General features: G+C 44.3%; 20 protein-coding genes. 8 read left to right on the forward strand and 12 right to left on the reverse strand.

Going from position 1 to position 18306, the window contains the following annotated elements:
* The 3 genes from BTV98_RS00525 to BTV98_RS00535 all read left to right on the forward strand — a co-directional run bounded on the left by BTV98_RS00525 (position 1) and on the right by BTV98_RS00535 (position 3142).
* A complete protein-coding gene (locus tag BTV98_RS00525; RefSeq protein ID WP_058369462.1) occupies positions 1-1593 on the forward strand; it encodes a DUF1513 domain-containing protein in 1593 nt (530 codons plus the stop codon).
* Between the two features lie 63 nt (positions 1594-1656).
* The gene (locus BTV98_RS00530; RefSeq protein WP_227511783.1) at positions 1657-2283 is read left to right on the forward strand and encodes a M48 family metallopeptidase; all 627 of its coding nucleotides are present in this window, start codon (positions 1657-1659) and stop codon (positions 2281-2283) included.
* A gap of 256 nt (positions 2284-2539) precedes the next feature.
* Positions 2540-3142: a methyltransferase domain-containing protein gene (locus BTV98_RS00535; RefSeq protein ID WP_075102716.1), complete on the forward strand. Its 603-nt coding sequence runs from the start codon at positions 2540-2542 to the stop codon at positions 3140-3142.
* Here BTV98_RS00535 and BTV98_RS00540 read toward each other — a convergent pair.
* Both BTV98_RS00540 and BTV98_RS00545 read right to left on the reverse strand, forming a co-directional pair.
* Entirely contained in the window at positions 3123-3791 is a 669-nt protein-coding gene (locus BTV98_RS00540; RefSeq protein ID WP_058369460.1) for a hypothetical protein, read from the reverse strand. The two genes, BTV98_RS00535 and BTV98_RS00540, sit on opposite strands and share 20 nt — an antisense overlap.
* Before the next feature lie 54 nt (positions 3792-3845).
* The gene (locus BTV98_RS00545) at positions 3846-4754 is read right to left on the reverse strand and encodes a hydrogen peroxide-inducible genes activator (RefSeq protein ID WP_058369459.1); all 909 of its coding nucleotides are present in this window, start codon (positions 4752-4754) and stop codon (positions 3846-3848) included.
* A gap of 290 nt (positions 4755-5044) precedes the next feature.
* On the opposite strand from BTV98_RS00545, the gene ahpC reads away from it, so the two are divergent.
* Together ahpC and BTV98_RS00555 are read left to right on the forward strand one after the other, a co-directional pair.
* Entirely contained in the window at positions 5045-5611 is a 567-nt protein-coding gene (ahpC, locus tag BTV98_RS00550) for an alkyl hydroperoxide reductase subunit C (RefSeq protein ID WP_058369458.1), read from the forward strand.
* Positions 5612-5883: 272 nt separating this feature from the next.
* Complete coding sequence (locus tag BTV98_RS00555) at positions 5884-6750, forward strand: glucose 1-dehydrogenase (RefSeq protein WP_058369457.1); 867 nt, start codon at positions 5884-5886, stop codon at positions 6748-6750.
* A gap of 446 nt (positions 6751-7196) precedes the next feature.
* On the opposite strand, the gene BTV98_RS00560 is transcribed toward BTV98_RS00555, so the two are convergent.
* Positions 7197-7445 (reverse strand): YdcH family protein, encoded by a 249-nt coding sequence (locus BTV98_RS00560; RefSeq protein WP_075102717.1) that lies wholly within the window; start codon positions 7443-7445, stop codon positions 7197-7199.
* 504 nt (positions 7446-7949) lie between these two features.
* Between BTV98_RS00560 and ahpF the strand changes: the two genes are divergently transcribed.
* Positions 7950-9527, forward strand: a complete 1578-nt coding sequence (gene ahpF / locus BTV98_RS00565; RefSeq protein ID WP_058369455.1) for an alkyl hydroperoxide reductase subunit F — start codon at positions 7950-7952, stop codon at positions 9525-9527.
* Between the two features lie 68 nt (positions 9528-9595).
* Here the strand turns inward: ahpF and BTV98_RS00570 are convergent, their stop codons facing one another.
* From BTV98_RS00570 to BTV98_RS00590, 5 genes are all read right to left on the reverse strand, one after another.
* Positions 9596-10456: a bile acid:sodium symporter family protein gene (locus tag BTV98_RS00570; RefSeq protein ID WP_058369454.1), complete on the reverse strand. Its 861-nt coding sequence runs from the start codon at positions 10454-10456 to the stop codon at positions 9596-9598.
* 229 nt (positions 10457-10685) lie between these two features.
* Positions 10686-11018, reverse strand: coding sequence for a TIGR01244 family sulfur transferase (locus BTV98_RS00575; protein ID WP_075102718.1), 333 nt, complete (start codon positions 11016-11018; stop codon positions 10686-10688).
* A gap of 39 nt (positions 11019-11057) precedes the next feature.
* Entirely contained in the window at positions 11058-11384 is a 327-nt protein-coding gene (locus BTV98_RS00580) for a sulfur transferase domain-containing protein (protein ID WP_058369453.1), read from the reverse strand.
* A 199-nt stretch (positions 11385-11583) separates the two neighbouring features.
* Positions 11584-13293: a SulP family inorganic anion transporter gene (locus BTV98_RS00585; RefSeq protein WP_058369452.1), complete on the reverse strand. Its 1710-nt coding sequence runs from the start codon at positions 13291-13293 to the stop codon at positions 11584-11586.
* Between the two features lie 84 nt (positions 13294-13377).
* Positions 13378-13668, reverse strand: coding sequence for a helix-turn-helix transcriptional regulator (locus BTV98_RS00590; RefSeq protein WP_058369456.1), 291 nt, complete (start codon positions 13666-13668; stop codon positions 13378-13380).
* Between the two features lie 348 nt (positions 13669-14016).
* Here BTV98_RS00590 and BTV98_RS00595 point away from each other — a divergent pair, with 348 nt between their 5' ends.
* Together BTV98_RS00595 and trxC are read left to right on the forward strand one after the other, a co-directional pair.
* On the forward strand, positions 14017-14886 hold the full coding sequence (locus tag BTV98_RS00595; protein WP_058369451.1) for an MBL fold metallo-hydrolase: 870 nt from the start codon (positions 14017-14019) through the stop codon (positions 14884-14886).
* Between the two features lie 96 nt (positions 14887-14982).
* Positions 14983-15420, forward strand: a complete 438-nt coding sequence (gene trxC / locus BTV98_RS00600; RefSeq protein ID WP_058369450.1) for a thioredoxin TrxC — start codon at positions 14983-14985, stop codon at positions 15418-15420.
* A 121-nt stretch (positions 15421-15541) separates the two neighbouring features.
* On the opposite strand, the gene BTV98_RS00605 is transcribed toward trxC, so the two are convergent.
* From BTV98_RS00605 to BTV98_RS00620, 4 genes are all read right to left on the reverse strand, one after another.
* Positions 15542-15943, reverse strand: coding sequence for a hypothetical protein (locus BTV98_RS00605; RefSeq protein ID WP_075102719.1), 402 nt, complete (start codon positions 15941-15943; stop codon positions 15542-15544).
* Between the two features lie 205 nt (positions 15944-16148).
* A complete protein-coding gene (locus BTV98_RS00610; protein WP_075102720.1) occupies positions 16149-16508 on the reverse strand; it encodes a SirB2 family protein in 360 nt (119 codons plus the stop codon).
* A gap of 146 nt (positions 16509-16654) precedes the next feature.
* Positions 16655-16975 carry a BolA family transcriptional regulator gene (locus BTV98_RS00615; RefSeq protein WP_058367886.1) on the reverse strand — a complete coding sequence of 107 codons (321 nt, stop codon included), beginning with the start codon at positions 16973-16975 and terminating at the stop codon, positions 16655-16657.
* Positions 16976-17176: 201 nt separating this feature from the next.
* A complete protein-coding gene (locus BTV98_RS00620; RefSeq protein ID WP_058367885.1) occupies positions 17177-17989 on the reverse strand; it encodes a M48 family metallopeptidase in 813 nt (270 codons plus the stop codon).
* Between the last annotated feature and the right edge of the window lie 317 nt (positions 17990-18306).

Genomic DNA, 18306 nt, shown 5'->3' on the forward strand with positions numbered 1-18306 from the left:
ATGCGTAAGCGTAACGATGATACCCATAACCGAGCTTTACTGCTGCACGAAGGTAACCAGTCTCGCCACGAGCGACTGACGTCCGCTGTCACGACGACGCTCGCTAGTGTCACAGGTACGGCGGCGCTGGTCGCTGTCCATCATCATTATCGTAAACGCCGGCAGCCCGATGCAAGCTTGCAAGATTACGTGATCGGTGTCCGCGCGCAGTGGCAGACATGGCAGTTGAGCAGTAGTTCAGTGCCACAGCCGTCGGAGCAGCCTAAGTGGTCAAAGCTAGCACGCTTTCGCCATGCTTGTCAGCAGGCGGCGGTGACATGGCAGCGAGCCTATCAGCAGCCTTATTCAGATAATACTGATAACAATGTTATATCTGATTTGGCCGCTTTGCATACCACCACCATGATGGCGCGCCCCGTGTGCTGGGTGAGTGGGGTGGCGTCTATGCCAAAAAACCTCACTAACACTGATCACACTGATGGCCAGTCTGACAATGACAATGACAATGACTTTGGCGTCGTCGGTATTGACGCTGATAGACAGATCGTTTGGCAGACCACCATGCCTGAGCGTGTCCATGATATCGTCGTACAGCCGTCTGTTGATGGAGTGCTTGATACAGCCCAGTACGATATGCAATACCATAAAAGCAATCATCAGCAGCGCCGTGATGTTGTGGTGATGGGACGTCGCCCTAGTGAGAGGTTTTGGGTGCTTGATACTGCCACAGGGCAGGTCAAGACAGCCATTCAAGCGGCAAACCATCGACATTTTTATGGTCATGCATGCTATAGCTTAGATGCCCAGCGTTTGTATGTGACCGAAAACGATACGGTGAGCCTCGATGGCAAAATCGGTGTCTATGATGCGACTGATGACTATCAAAAAATCGCAGAATTTGATGCTTTTGGTATCGGCCCGCATGAGCTGGTCATGCATCCTGATGGCGACACACTGGTGATCGCCAATGGCGGTATCAAAACCGAGCGTGCCTCTCGCGAAGAGTTAAATCTCGATAGCATGCGTCCATCATTGGTGTATCTCAATCGTCACACTGGCGCGTTGCTGGAGCAGGTCGTCCCAGTACACAACCAGATGAGCGTGCGTCATCTCGCCATGCACGATGATGGCAGGGTGATGATTGGTATTCAGTTTCAAGGGGATAAGCATATCAATGTGCCCTTGGTACTGACGCGTCAGCGCGGTGATGCTGACTTCGAGCCGCTCACCATGGCTAATGATGAGTGGCAGCGCTTTCATCAGTATATCGCCAGCGTCGCCGTCGACAGTGTGCATGATTTACTATGCGTCACCACCCCGATTGGCGGCTGTGCGGCGATTTATGATCTAAATACGCGGCAGCTGATCGACGATGTCAGTTTGCCAGATTGTGCGGGCGCGTCGGTGTTGGCTGGTGAGAAAAAAGCAGGCTTTATCGTTAGTGATGGGCAAGGGCAGCTAACGATATTGGAAGTGAAGTCGGTACCGATAGCAGCGTCAGCCGCCAGCACATCGCTAGATACCGCTTGGCAAGTGAAGAGCGACAGCAAGTGGCATAAAATGTCTTTTGACAATCATTTGCAAGCGCTGTAACGGCGATAAGTGCTAAATGAATAAAGCAAGAATGTAAGGAGACACGCCATCAGTTTACATGCGGTGAGACAACATCTTGCGCAGGCAGGGATAGAGCTGCAAGTCCATAAAAAACGCGTCAAAAACATCAATTTTCGCTTAAAGCCGTACACATTGATGGTCTCCGCACCGGCTTTTATCAGTACCGTGCAAATCGAGAAAGCCATTGCCAAGCGTGTGTCTTGGGCAATCGACAATCACGCACAGGTCTTAGAGCAGCACCAGCGTAAACACCGTCCTTTAGCGGACTCTTCAACTACCGACAGTCCTATGCTGTTATGGGGGATTGAGCAATCCCTGACCCTCAGCCATGATAAAAAACTGACCTATTACCGTGAGCAGCTTGCGGCTATCACGCCGTCATTGTTTGACAAATGGCAACCTGTGGTCGGTGCCTATGCCAATGAGATACGCCTAAAAAAGATGCATACGCGCTGGGGCAGCTGCAACACGCGCGCGCGTCGTATTTGGCTATCTGTATATCTGCCTGCCTACCCGATTGAATGTACCGAATATGTCATCGTCCATGAGCTGTGTCACCTGCATCATGCCAACCATAGCCATGAGTTTTGGCAAACGGTGGCGACCGCGATGCCAGATTATCGGTATTGGCACGATATGCTGGCAGGCAAGACAGGGCAGTTGGATTAAGAATGGTATGGTCAATCCTATATAAAAACGATACAGCTATGCCAGCGTGCTACTGGTATAAATTTTCCTTGCGTGCTGCGAACCTAGAGGCTGCGCAACCTACATTTAAAAGCAGCATCCCAGTAGCACTGTGTTTATTTTAGAGTGGAGCGACTATGTCAATAATAACGCCAAGTAACCTATATAATACTGATATGATAGATTGTAACGGTACAAAACGTATTATTTAAAATAAGCAATCAAGGATAAACATAATATGGAAAATGTCAGTCAATCCGGGTTTTGGCAGCAGCGCTACGAGCAAGACAGTATCGGTTGGGATATGGGACAAGTATCGCCACCGCTCAAAGCCTATATAGACCAGTTGCCTGAATCAGCTAAGGCGCAGGCTATTTTAGTGCCAGGAGCGGGGAATGCTTACGAGGTAGGCTATTTGTATGAGCAAGGCTTTACCAATGTGACGCTGGTGGACTTTGCTCCAGCGCCCATTAATGACTTTGCCGAGCGCTATCCTGACTTTCCATCTGAGCATTTAGTTTGTGCCGACTTTTTTGAGTTATCGCCTGCGCAGTATCAGTTTGATTGGGTACTTGAGCAGACGTTTTTTTGTGCCATTGACCCTTCACGCCGCGATGATTATGTCAAAAAAATGGCCTCACTGCTCAAACCCCAAGGTAAGCTGGTTGGCGTGTTGTTTGATGTCGATTTTGGCCGTGATGAGCCGCCCTTTGGTGGTACAAAAGAAGAGTACCAGCAGCGTTTTGCCAGCCATTTTGATATCGATATTATGGAGCGCTGCTATAACTCACATCCGGCACGGCAAGGCAGCGAGCTGTTTATTAAGCTGCAAGCGAAGTAAGCTCGCGTTGGATGTTTGCTCGCGCTGGCGTCTCAAGCTGTTCATAGTAATAGTGAGTTAAATAAAGCTTTGGATGCGCCAATAGTCTATTTAATACCGCCATTCGTCCTGTACGATATTCGGCTAACGGCACATGGCTATACTCTTGGCGCACCGCTTGCGCATAGCGCTCGTACTGTGACCAAGGCGCACCCAAAATGCTTAAATCCATATCCAATAGATAAGCGGCATCACTGATTTTTTTAGGGTCGGATAGCCCCGTAAGTTGATGATTAACAGTCATCATGATCAGCGCATAGAGATTCTCGCACTGCTCAGCGCTCAGATACGGGTGTAACGTCTCTGCTGCGTACTCGGCGCTTTTTTGCTCATTGTCTGTACGCAGCGGGTCATATATCACATCATGATAAAACAGGGCTAATGCGACAATATGAGGCTCGTTAAGCTTGTGCTTGATTTGCTCAAACTGCGCGAACAATTGCTGCAGGTGACTTAAGGTATGATAAGCGCGTGTCGTTTCGTTATAGCGAGTAGCGATATCTTGCCACAGCGCATGGCCTGTCGCCAGCTTGTTATCGCTATTTATCGCAGATAAGTGCCGGGCAAAATAATGACCAGAATTAAGGGTTATTTGTGGAAATTGGCTCATACCTCACCTAAGTTGTTTTGCTCATTACTGCTCATTACGGCTAAGTCTTGCAGCTTAGGACTTGTTTGCAGCATCTTCAAACGCCTGTTTAAACACTTTACCCAGCAAATTGACATCATCGACCCGCGCATAGTTTAAGCGTGTGACAAAGGCAATATGACGATGCGGACCTGCCTCGGCAAGCGGTATCGCGACAGCATTGCGGTTTTGCAAATGCAGTTGATCTAGCGCCATCTCTGGCACCAGCGTCGTACCCATGTTGGCAAGTGCCATCTGAATTAAAGTGTTGAGACTGGCATCAGAAAAGCTCGATTTCATCTGTTCACGATCGAAATGACAGACCGATAGCGTCTGATCGGTCAAGCAGTGACCTTCACCAAGTAGCATCAAATTGGCCGTCGCCAGCTCATCAGAGTTAATACTATCAAGCTTGGCATGTATATCGTCTTTGGGGAATACCGCAAAAAAGTCCTCACTCCAAAACTCAAAACTGTGCAGCCCATCGACGGCATAAGGTAGGGCGATAATGGCAGTATCGATATGGCCGTAGCGTACCTGCTCGAGTAAGCGCTCGGTTTGCTGTTCGATGATGGTCATACGAAACTCAGGATAATGCTCTCGCAGCGCGGGCAGTACTTTAGGAAGCAAGTACGGCGCAATCGTTGGAATGATACCGACCGTCATCGGATAAGCAAGCGGGGTCTGATGGCTATGCGCGCGCGTGGTCAAATCACTGACTTCAGAAAACACCCGCTGGGCACGAGTCAAAATATCTTGCCCAATTGGGGTAATCAGAACCTGCTTATTATTACGCTCAAAAATCTGCGTATCTAGCTGTTTTTCGAGCTCAGCGATACCGAGACTCAGCGCAGACTGTGAAATATTGCACTCTTCAGCAGCACGCTTAAAATGGCGATGTTTGGCGACGGCTAAGGCAAATTCAAGTTGACGTAAAGTAATCATAAAACCTCTCTATTTATGGGCTTTTTAATGCTATCTTGTCAGATGATTGATGTAAGATACTTGCTTACTAACAGGCCAGCATGCACGCATACAGCACTGATGATAAAAACTAGAGATAATAGTTTAACAAGTTTAATAAAACAAAACATCACATTAAAAACTTTTAACTGGATTAACCATAAAATTCGCGTATAGTTTGTCATGTAGCCCAAAGAGTTAAAGGCTTAGTAAAAAAGGTCAAATACTTAATCAACAATTAACTTAAAATTTAATCAAAAAAGGAGCCAATCATGGCAGCTATTATTAATCAAGAAATCCCAGAATTTTCAACAGAAGCGTTTGTAAACGGTGAGTTCAAAACCATCACCTCAGAAGACGTAAAAGGTAGCTGGGCTGTATTTATGTTTTACCCACATGACTTCACGTTTGTTTGCCCAACTGAGCTTGAAGACATGGCAAACCATTACGAAGAGCTAAAAGAATTAGGCGTAGAAGTATACTCAGTATCAACTGACACGCATTTTGTACACAAAGCATGGCACGACTCTTCAGAAGCGATTGGTAAAGTAACTTTCCCAATGTTGGGTGACGGCACTGGTAAAATCACTCGCGGTTTCAATATCATGATCGAAGAAGACAATGCAGCGCTTCGCGGTACTTTCATCGTTGATCCAGATGGCCTAATCAAAGTGGCTGAAATCCATGATCTAGGCATCGGCCGTAGCGCAAAAGATGTGGTCCGTAAAATTAAAGCCGCTCAGTACGTTCGTGACAATGATGGTGAAGTATGCCCAGCCGCTTGGGAGCAAGGTCAAGCAACGCTAAAACCAAGCCTTGATTTGGTTGGTAAAATCTAAGTAGTTGATGCATTATTTAGATATTTCTATGGGACTGGCTACTAAGTATGTTTAGAGCCAGTATCATAGACAAAGACTCTATCAGCAAACGTTGATAGAGTCTTTTTTATTTTACATCTTATCTACAGGCTGACACCAGATTTTACCCAATTTTCATTTTAGATTACTTATGCTGATAGCACGCTTCAAACGATAAGAAGCGGTGGATTATTCAAAAACTCGTTTAATCACGACTACTATAAAAATGAATATGATAATAAAGGAGTAAAATCATGACTAATCAATCAGCGAATGATGGCTTTCCTCAGCAAGAGCAGTCTTTGCCAGGCTCGCAAAAACAACAACATCCAAGCCCTGAGGTATTGCCGCGTGACTATCCAAACGGCAAGCTGGCCGGAAAGGTTGCGATTGTGACAGGGTCTGATAGTGGTATTGGCCAAGCGGTGGCTATTTTGTTTGCCAAAGAAGGTGCAGACGTGGTCGTAAGCTACCTTTGTGAAGATGAAGACGCCAAGGTGACTAAAAAGCATATTGAGTCTTATGAGCGCCGCTGCCTATTGGTTGCCTCTGATTTGTCAAAGGAGGCTAACTGTAAAGAACTGATAGACAAAACGCTCACTGAGTTTGGCCGTATCGATATTTTGGTCAATAATGCAGGCAGACAAGTCGAGCAACAGACGCTAACGGACATCAGTACCGAGCAGCTCGATAAGACCATTCATACCAATTTTTATCCGCATTTTTGGCTGAGTAAATATGCCCTGCCACATATGAAAGCGGGCAGTAGTATCATCAATACTACCTCTATCACCGCCTACCGCGGTAGCGATCATCTCATTGATTATGCTGCGACTAAGGGTGCTATCTTGTCTTTTACTCGTGCGCTGTCCAACAATTTAATGGGTAATGGCAAAGGTATTCGAGTCAATGGTGTCGCACCAGGGCCAATCTGGACACCGCTTATCGTCGCCTCATTTGAGCCTGATGAAGTTACAAAATTTGGTCAAAGCTCGCCGATGGGACGAGCAGGGCAGCCAAACGAGGTCGCGCCTGCTTACTTGTACTTAGCAAGCGATGATGCAAGCTATGTGACAGGACAAGTGATACACGTCAATGGCGGCGAAATTATAGGCGGTTGATAATTATTGACTATAGTCGATTCTAAATAAAACAGATACATTATATTTCAACGCGGAACTGGTATAAATTTTTCTGGCGTGCTTTGCCTGCGCAGTCAGAGGCGGCGTAAAATTCATCCTAGTCCCACTGTATCGTTTTTATACTGAACTCACTATAGTGTTCAAAGCTATTCGTTAGTTGTGCTATGAAATAAAACCCCCATCAGCAAAAGTTGATGGGGGTTTTATACTATTAAAAAATGTTTGTATTTTTGCACTAGGGCGTGTCCTCATTTTAAAAATGGAGATAAAAATGAGATAAATTGCCGCCAAACAAGGAAAATAGCGCAGATAATATCGAGATATTAGTCAGCTATTTGACACCGTTTGGCCAGATTTAGCCATTTTTAGCCCATTTAGATAGCTATCGATTGAATTGAGGACACGCCCTAATAAGATATGAAGCGCTAAGCCTGAGATTGTAGTTTGTTTTTATCAATTATTTTATAAATCTCATCTTTTAAATGCAGCTTTCGTCGCTTCATTTTTTCGATTTCTTCATCTCTACTGGCATGTGTGACCAAATCTTTATCAAGCTGATTAATTTGCTGATCAAGCATGGTGTGCTCATCAAAAATACTGGCAAAATGGCTATCTTTCTGCTTAAGTTCGGCAATAATGTCTCTATTGTCTTGTAACGTATCAGTCTTTCTCATATTGTCATCCTTGTTATAAAACACAACCATGCAATAAGCATCAGTGTCTTGCCATAAAGGTTGTCATGATGCGTTGCTATGATTGTGAGTCTTAGGTTTTATTGAACCTAGTTGAGGTTTGATTCAATAGTGATAAAGCTTAATATCAGCAGAAATGGCTTTTGATAAACCAGCATAAAAGCGAATCTGCCACGAGGCAAATAGGAGCTTTTCCTATTTGCCTCATTCGATTGTAGCGAAAAAACAAGAGCTATACCATGGCTATTATTCACCCGTAAGTTTATATTTAATTAAATAAAAGCGTTTATGATTGGTTTTACAAAACGTAAAGTTTGAGTTTACCAGCTTGCCCAAATCTCTGAAACCTATGATAATAGAGACATTAAAGGGCACAAGCATATTGCCTAACACAGTTTTAACAAGATTATCAGTAACCAATAATCCATATTTGAACGTGCAGCGTGACAGTTGCCGTTACATATCCAATAATAATGAGGAACAAACATGATAGATCAAAATTTATTAGATGCTGTCAAAAATTATAGTGAAAATATGACCCGCCCGATTACCTTTGTATTGGGTAGCGGTGAGCACGAAAAACGTAGTGAGTTGGTTGAATTTTTGACCAAAATCGCTGGTACCACCGATAAGATTAACTTCGATGCAAAAGCAAACGATGACAGCTTGCCAAGTCCAATTAGCTTTGCGGTTCGCAGTCATATCGATGATGTACTTACCGATACAGGCATTGTGTTCAGCGGTATCCCAGGTGGCCACGAGTTTACCTCGCTTATCTTAGCAATACTTCAAGCGGGTGGGCATACGTTAAAGCTAGATGAAGGCATTCAAAAGCTCATTAAGCGTTTTAATAAGCCTTTACAGTTCCAAACTTACGTATCGTTATCTTGCCACAGCTGCCCAGAAGTGGTGCAGGCATTGAACCAATTTGCACTGTTAAATGATGATATCAGCAATGAGATGATCGATGGCGCGTTGTTCCAAGAGCAAGTCGAGGCGAACAATATCCAAGGCGTACCAGCAGTCTTTTTAAACGGTAAGCCGTTCGCCAATGGCCTCATCGATACGGCAAAACTGATTGAAAAGCTACAAGATCAGTTTCCTGACTTGTTAGCAGAAGCGAGCGATGACGAAGAGCAGTTAGAGCAGCAAGATGTCACTATCATCGGTGCAGGTCCTGCTGGGGTCGCGGCAGCGATTTATACGGCGCGTAAAGGCCTTAAAGTGACGATGGTCGCTGACCGTATTGGCGGACAGGTAAAAGACACGCAGGATATTGAAAACCTGATTTCTGTACCCTTAACTAACGGTACTGACTTGTCGACCAACTTTGTTAAACACTTAGGTGAATATAACATTACACTAAAAGAGCATGTCAGTGTTAAAGAAATTGGCGAGACCAAAGACGAAAATTATAGCATCCACTTAAACACAGGTGAGACGTTTGAGACTCGCAGTATTATCCTAGCAACTGGTGCCCAGTGGCGTAAGCTTGGCGTACCAGGTGAAGAAGAAAACATCGGTAAAGGTGTTGCTTACTGTGCGCATTGTGACGGTCCTTTTTTCAAAGATAAAGATATTTCAGTCATTGGCGGTGGTAACTCAGGTGTGGAAGCAGCGTTAGATCTTTCAGGTATTGTGAAGCATGTAACGGTACTCGAGTTCGCTGATGAATTAAAAGCGGATCAAGTGTTGATTAATAAAGCCAAAGAAAAAGACAATATCGAATTTATCACTAGTGCAGCAACGCAAGAGATTAAAGCGACTGATGGTAAAGTTACCTCTATTGTGTATCAAGATCGCAGTTCAGGTGAGACGCACGAGCGTGACTTATCAGGGGTATTTGTCCAGATTGGCTTAGTACCGAATACTGGGTTTATCAAAGGTTTTGTTGATTTGAACCGCTTTGGCGAGATTGAAATTGACGAGCGCTGCCGCACTGACCGCAAAGGTATCTTTGCTTGTGGTGACGTAACGACTGTACCATTTAAGCAGATTAACATTGCGATGGGTGAGGGCAGTAAAGCGGCATTATCAGCGTTTGAATACTTGGTTATGCAGTAGGCTATTAAACTCTAAAGTTACTATAAGAAACCACCTTTTTTGAGGTGGTTTTTTTATGTCGGATACAATCAGTTCTTATTTCGAATCAAAGCAATAATCGGTAGCGCAATCACATACATGAGCACCCCATATACGGCAGCAGGTAGAGCAATAGCAGGCAAACCTGCTGCTGTGCCCATAATGATGGGAGCTAAAGTAATGGCAGTCGTACTGTTTTGAATACTGGTCTCTATCGAAATCGTTTTGGTGTCAAACCAGCTAAGCTTTAACGTTTTAGAAATCAAAATACTTAATACAAATAATGCCATGATGATAAGGACTAGCTCAAGCCCCATCGATGTTAACTGTGACTTTAGTAGTTCCCAGTTAGAAGCGATGGCTGCAAAAACAATCAACACAAAAAAGATACTGGCTAAGCTGTTTAGAATGCTGCTCCTACGCACCATAAAATTAGTAAATTTACGACGAGCGAGCATACCGAGGGTTACGGGCAGAGTCGTCAATAAAAACATGACAAGACCGATTTTGACAGCGCTAATAGAGCCTGCTTGGTCTTGCATAAAGTGCTTAAAGGCTAAAGTAATTAAGATAGGCAAGGTGACGACTGATAACAAGCTGACCACACCAGTGAGCGCAACAGAAAGTGCGACATTACCTTTAGCATAATAGGTAAGCATGTTACTGGTTACACCGCCTGGGCAAAAACTGATCAGCATGATACCAAAAGCAATTTCGGGTGGTGGTACCATTACTAAGACAACTGCTAAAGCGATTAAAGGGACCACAATGACTTGGTTAATTAAGCCGACAAAAAAGGCTTTGGGGTAGTTAATGATAACTTTAAAATCGCTAGGTTTTAGTCCTGTCCCTAACGTAAACATAATGTAGGCAAGCGCTAAAGGGAGCAGAGCCAGTGCAGTATTACTCATGAAACATTCCTTGTAAAATTGTCAGACATATTAGGATGACTGTTCAAATAATCCACATTCCTTGTGGCAATAACATTATAAATATACCCTAAAACATACTTACAGATGCGATAAAAGCCCATATATTTATATGAGCTTTTATTCATTTCGCTGAGTTTTGACTGTCAAGGTTTATCTCGGTGGTATTACATCGGTTTTAAGTTGCATTACCTATCCTAAATTGAATAGATCAGTCGTCTAATAAATCCATACGCTTAGCGGCTTCATAGATACCAGTTGAGCGATTGCCAGTACGGCAAAAAATCAGCATTGGCTGCTCAGCCTGATTAAAGAAATCCGCAAATTCTTCGACGTGATATTGGTTAAGCTCACTACCAGCAAAAGATACTTCTTTATAAGCGAGGCCTGCGTCGGTAGCAGCTGCTTCAATCTCTGCACTGGTTGGCTGGCCTGGCTCTTCACCATCAGGACGATTATTAATAATGGTTTTAAAACCATTCTCAGCAATCATAGGGATTTGATCAGGGGTGATTTGTCCAGTAATACTAATATGATGGCTCATAAAAATTCCTAAATTATTTAAACGTACATAAACTATAAATTACAACAAACCTTGCATCAAGGCACTTTGGTACAGTAGCTTGGCACGCGCCCCAGTCCCGCAAAACATTAATATGGGTTTGGGCATCGCGTGATAAAGCGCGGCAAATTGCTCAACTGTCAGCATACTCAAGCGCTCATCATCGAAAGGAAGGTGCCGGTAGGATAGACTTGCCTGCTCAGCAGCATTGGTAAAGTCACAGCTATTAGGCTGCATATCAACCTCAGCATCAGGTCGTATGTTAAGTACTGAGCGATAGCCAAGCTCTGCAATTTTGATACATTGGCTTGGATAAATTTGTTTGTAGATGGTTATATCATTGGTCATAACTAGATTCAACTGGATTTGTCAAAGTAGGTTTGTTAAAGGTCAAAGAGTAATAAGTCAGTAATGAAATGGAGATTATTAGAGGCTATTTCAATTCATTTGTCTATACAAAAAACAGCATAGCGCATACCTTATCATAACGATATTTTGTGGCAGGCGATACCAGCGATTGATACGATGTCGCAAAATAAAGCATTCGCTAGCCATATTTTAAGGCGTTGACCGCATCTAACGTACTTAGATAGACCTGCCCTGATAGCTCAGTAATCAGCGGCGTATGACCGACGACATCCATGACGGGTCCCTTTACAAAGCTAAAGTGCAGACGTTTATCTTGCAGTGCCAGCTCCTTATTAAGCGTGCCGAGCATCTCTTGGGCTGTCAGGTCGATATGATTGACAGCTGACATGATTAAGATAAGCTCACGCGCGTCTGGGTATTGTTGTAACGCCTTTAGGATACGACGATGCACCGACTCACTATTGCCAAAAAACAGACTCTCATCAATACGCAAGAGCAATAAATTATCGAAAGTTGCTACATCATGACGATTGATATTACGAAAGTGTCCTGTACCGCCCAGCTGACCAACGATGGCGACATGCGGCTTACTCGATTGCCAAATAAGGCTAGCAAAAGATACCATTAAACCGATGACCAGTCCTGTATTTAGGCCAAGTATCAGCACGCCTGCGAACGCTGCTATAAAGCTTGCTGCGTCCAAGCGATCTCGCTGCCATGCCGACTTTAAGGTGTCGACATCGATAAGCCCAATGATAGAGGCCATGATGGTCGCCCCCAGAAGCGCATAGGGTAGCGGCGCGAGTGCTTGACCAAAAGCGATCAGTGCGGCAATCATTACTACGACAGTGACTAAGCTCGCCATTGGGGTTTTGGCCCCTGAGTCAACATTGATGGCAGTACGCGAAAAACCACCAGCGACCGCAAAGCTCTGAAACAGTCCGCCAGATAAGTTGGCAAGTCCAAGTCCTGTCAGCTCACGATTGGCATCGAAGCTTTCATCGCGCAGGCGTGCATAGGTGCTCGCAACTGAGCTACTAGACACAAAAATAATCAGCGCCATCAGTCCTGCGGTTGGCAAAAGCTTGAGCGCTTCTTGTACATCAGGTATATGAGGCAGGGTCAAGCTCGGTAGCCCTTGCGGTATACTACCGATGGTCGCAACGCCTAGCGCGCCCCAATGCAATGCCATACTCAGTATAATCGCCACACCGAGCAATATCAGCGGAAATAAGCGCTCGGCCCATTTAGCATAGGACGCTGATAGCCACGTGCGCCATACCCATTCGCTCGCATAGCGATTTGCTACTAAAAGCGCAAAAGCAATGATGCCAATGAGTAGAGTCAAGGGATGCAGCTGACGCACGTGCATCTGCATGGTAGATAGATAGCCAATCAAGCTGTTGCCAGCAATTGGAATAGCGGTCAAATACTTCAGCTGACTGACAAAAATAAGTACCGCCGCGCCGCTGACAAAGCCTGCCGACACTCCGCGACTGATAAACTGCATGATCCAGCCAAGCTTGAGACGTCCAGCTATCCAGAGCAGTGCCCCCACCATAAATGCCAGAAGGCTTGCCATAAGAGCGTACTGTTCAGCGCCTGCATCGGCATAGGGCAGCAAGCTACTTGCTGTCATAATCGCAGTGATGGCCACCGGTCCGACTGCTTGGACATTACTTGATCCAAGCCAAGCATAGACAATGACGGGTACAATCGCGGCATACAGGCCATAAACAGGTGGCAGTCCTGCTAATACTGCGTAACCGAGGCTTTGAGGAATGACAAGCACCCCTACGACCAACCCTGCAATGACGTCAGTTGGTAAGGTAGCTAGCTGGTATTGACGCAGCCACGTAGGAATCAGGTGAGCAGCGATAGAAGACATATCAGTACGTCATCACAATAAAAGGTGTTATCACAATGAATAGCATCTTTATACTAAGTTAAAGTGTTGGAATGCAGCACTATATTATAGCTCTGGCTTGGCACAAAAACGTTGATACAGTAGTTCTAGTACCGCTAAAGCATCTTCGCTTACGATACTGTAGTAGATTTGCTTGCCTTCACGGCGGGTAGCGACCAAATTGTCTTTACGCAATATACCTAGCTGCTGTGACAAACTTGGCTGTCCAACACCGACCAAGCCCTCAAGCTCACCAACGCAGTATTCACCTTGAGTCAGCTGACACAATAGCAGTAAGCGATCAGGGTGAGAGAGTGATTTTAACAATTGGCTGGCTTGCATGGATGCTTGTTGCATTTGTTTGGCAAGGTCGATAGGGGCAAAGTCTGCTGCATCAGATGATGCATCATCGCTGGTGTCGTGAGTAGTTGTACCCAATGCTGAAATAGAGGTAGTCAGAGTGAGCTCCTTATATAAGATAGCGTTAGATGTTGCATTATTATCTAACAATATATGGTTAATTATCAATGATATCGCAAATTATAGCAAGTTATCGTTATTTACATTATATAAATTGATAAACTATAGGGTAATTGTTATATTATTAGTCATAGATAGGTTGATAATATGTTAAACATTATATACGACTGAATATTATACTTAAAAATTATTTAGAGATTAAAACATTCTTATAGCGAGGCTGCCATGCAAGTTCATTCTTTCTTACATAGCGACACTGAGACTTATACACACGTACTGGCTGATGTGCAACAAAAGCTTTGTGCCATCATAGATCCTGTACTGGATTTTGATGCCAAATCTGGCCATACCGCCACCAGCAGCATCGATGAGGTCATTGCATTTGTCCGAGAGCAAGGCTGGGAGCTGGTCTATGTTATCGAAACGCACGCCCACGCCGATCATATATCAGCAGCCATTCATGTCAAAGAAATGCTTGGCGGTCAGTTGGTCATCGGTCAACATATCACTGAAGTACAAAAGATATTTAAGCAAATTTTTAACTTCGACATGAGTTTTCGTACCGATGCCAGTCAGTTTGATATTCTGACGGACGATGGTGAAAGATTGGCGCTTGGTGACATTACCATCACAGCGATGTATGTGCCAGGTCATACGCGTGCAGATATGGCGTATGTCGCGGCCGATGCAGAAAAAACCGTGGTATTTGTTGGAGATACGTTGTTTGCCCCTGATGTGGGTACAGCGCGCTGCGATTTCCCAGGTGGCGATGCCAAAATGCTGTATCAGTCTATCCAAAAGCTACTGGCTCTGCCTGATGATACCATCATGTATCTGTGTCATGATTATCCGAGTCAAGGGCGTAAGCACTGCCCAACCACCACGGTCGCCGCGCAAAAGATGGGCAATATCCATGTCAAAGACGGTATTAATGAGGCAGAGTTTGTGCAGATGCGCGAGCGCCGTGATGCCACGCTTGCAATGCCACGCCTGATTATCCCATCGGTACAGCTGAATATCGATGCCGGAAAATTCCCAAAACCGGAAGACAATGGCGTGCGTTATCTAAAAGTGCCGCTCAACGCCTTAGGATAATCGGTGAATATGGTAAATATAAAGTTATGCTATATTAAATAAGCAAACAGCCCCTCAATAACAATAAAAGATAATAGCTAAAAAAGGAGTCTGACAATGACTGAACAATACTCTCATCTGGTCTGTCCGCACTGCCAAGCGACCAATCGCGTACCAGCCGCCAAGCTGAATGATGCACCAAACTGCGGAAAATGTAGCCAGCCATTATTGACTGCTAGTCCTCATGAGCTAAACAGTCAAACGGTTAGTAAAGTCATTCAAAAAAACGACGTATTGACCATTGTGGATTTTTGGGCGAGCTGGTGTCAGCCTTGCATTATGATGGCACCGCAGTTTAAAGCCGCTGCCAGTCAGCTGCCGCAAGTGGTCTTTGCCAAAGTCCAAACGGACAAATACGAGCAAGCCGCCGCGCCTTATAATATTCGCAGCTTGCCGACGATGGTAGCGTTTAGAGGCGGCAAAGAGATCGCGCGGCAGTCAGGCGCGCTGCCAAATCAGCAAATCGTCCAGTGGGTACAAAGCCTGCAAACGTAACCGATGGGCTAGATTCATGGTATAAATAAAGAAAGCCAATACGTCGATGGCGTATTGGCTCTTAGCTTTTTTATTCTATAGCGATAAACGATAATATGTTATCGATATTGTAATGGCTTATTTATTCACCATAAATTTTTATGCCATTGACGAAGCTACAGCGCTGGATACGAGCAGATTGGACTATCGCATCACGTTCGCCGTAGAGCCGTGACAATTTAACATCGCGAGCTTTAGTATTGTTGCTTTTACCCACCCCGAAGCTGATGTTAGGTGAGATGCCCCAGCGTCCAGCAGAGACGCCGACTCCTACGCCAGAAGTGGACAATGATGACTGTTGACTGCGAGCTGATTCGACATAACGGTTTACGCGGTTGTACTCCTGGCTGAGCGCTTGACAGTCATAGTTTTGGTACGTGCTTGGTGGCACGTATTGCGGGGTGATATTGCCAGTCGAGGCGCAGCCTGCAAGAGCAAAAACGCCAGCTGTGGCCAGTAGTGTCGCGGCAGAGAAAGTTTTCATAATAGCTCCATCAGGCTAAGTGATTGTATTTAAGATAGCAAAAAACCACAAATTAAGATATTGAAAAATATAATATCTATTAAATATTCAATCTGCTTAAACATAGTCGTTCTACTACAAAATAAACATAAGGCGTCGGCTATAAATTTTGTATAGCTTATATCAACCTATGCCTCGTAATCTCTCATTATAAGTGAGACACATATCAAAATAAGTTTGCAGGCTTGGCAAAAGCAAGTATTACGATGCCTGTATAGGCAATCGCAGAGATCAAAATCCCTGTCTTTCTTTGGCCAGGCGTGGCGTGGTTATGAAAGGCTTTTACGCTGGCACTAATGGCGGCGACTAGCAAAATGACTTTGGCAAATACCCACTGTACTGGAGCGTTTGCGCTTATTAGCTGCATCAGCATAATGGCACCTGAGCCGATGACAAGAGCATAGATGATATGCGTGGCTATCTTCACCGCCTTTGGTGCACGGCTATTAGCACTCAACACCAGATAGCTTTGATATAAAAACAGTCCAATGGTCAGGACAGCCATCAGCATATGTAAATGTTTCATTGAGTATTATCCCTTTAAAGTAATCTAATCATGCAGCGATGCAGGCATCACGTCAATAAAGCGTGCAAGCACATTTAACGGTCACTTTGTTCGTTATGTAATATGGTATCAGTTTCACACTACACCATTAATATGAATCAGATGGTTTAGGTGTTTTGACCAGCACACAACGGGCTATCTGGGCTTTGACCTTGCCATTCTGTTGGCGTATAGGCATGAATAGCCAATGCATGTACCGAGCCGCCTTGAGAAGTGAGTAGGGGCGCGACTAGACCATAAATCAGTTGATGACGAGCAACCAAACGCTTACTCTCAAAAGCATCGCTTACGATGGTAAGTTTAAAGTGGCTTTCTTTGCCATCAAAGTAGCCTGCATGGTTCATTGATTCATTGATCAGCTCAATATACTGCGGTTGTAATGATTGTAGCTCAGCATGTAGCGCATCAGCGGTAGGTGTGGTACTCATAGCAGTCCTTTTTTATGTCGTGTTAGCGTCTATTATGTATTAGCGTCTTTTGGCGATTTATTACTGCTATTATAGCAGACACTACTAATGATACTTTGTCATTCAATAGACGTTACGCTTTTACCGACAGCAGTAAAAAAGCAGAATACAAACTATAGTCTGTACTCTGCTTTATAGCCAATCTAAACTGGCGTGATTAAATTAACGGCGTGATTGTTGGTACAGCGGCATGACTTTAGGCATTAATGATTGTAGCTGGGCAATACGGTTGCTGCTGGTTGGGTGAGTGCTCAAAAACTGCGGTGGCTCGCCTTGGCTGGCGCGTTGCATTTTTTGCCATAAGGTAATCGATGCTTGCGGATTGTAGCCTGCGCGTGCCATTAGCTCAAGGCCAATTTGATCGGCTTCTGCTTCTTGAGTACGGCTGTGCGGACGACTCAAACCTAGGTCACCTGCGACATTTGCTAATTGTGCCTGACCTTGCGATAGACCAAAAATGCTCGCTGCGACACCGATGCCAGTTTGAGTTGCGTACTCACGTGAGAGGCGTTCGCGAGAATGTTCACGAAGAGCGTGAGACATCTCATGACCCATAATCGCAGCAATTTCATCATCCGTCAGGTTTAGGCGATCGATGATGCCTGAATAAAACATAATTTTACCGCCCGGCATAACGAAAGCATTCAATTGATCTGATTTAATGGTATGTACTTCCCATTGCCATTTAGCGGCATCTGGACGATATGTACCAACTTGTCCAATCAAACGGTTAGAGATTTTCTTGAGACGATTAAGTTGTGCCTGATTAGTGTCAAGCAGACCACGCTTGCGAGCTTCTTGCAAATTCTTATTATAACTTTGGGCTGATAATTGCTGTACCTGTTCACTAGAAACCAATAATAACTGTTGACGATCAACGCCAACTGCACCGCTATTGGTTGTGCTAGTACAACCTGTCAGAGTAAGTGCCGATAACGAAGCTGCCATCACCGTAGTAGTAAGCATTTTTCTCATGATAAATATCCTCATTATAAATAGTAAAAAAGTTGAACAAAGACAACATAGTGGATAGACAGATAAGCTGTTATTTAAATTTTCTTATCGCTTGCCAATCTACATACCTAATAAAATTTTACCCGAACTTTTGTTAAACATAAGTATAATAATGTTAATGATAAAAAACAAAGGTAGGAAAAGTAACAAAACAACGTATCCTTGTAAGTAAAATGATTATGTGAGATAGAAATATTGTTTTATTGTCCTGCATTATAAATAAATAATATTGCTTACTAAATTAATAGTTTATGTTGATACTTAGTTTGAATTAAGAC

This window comes from Psychrobacter sp. Cmf 22.2 (assembly GCF_001921745.1).
Taxonomy (GTDB): Bacteria; Pseudomonadota; Gammaproteobacteria; order Pseudomonadales; family Moraxellaceae; genus Psychrobacter.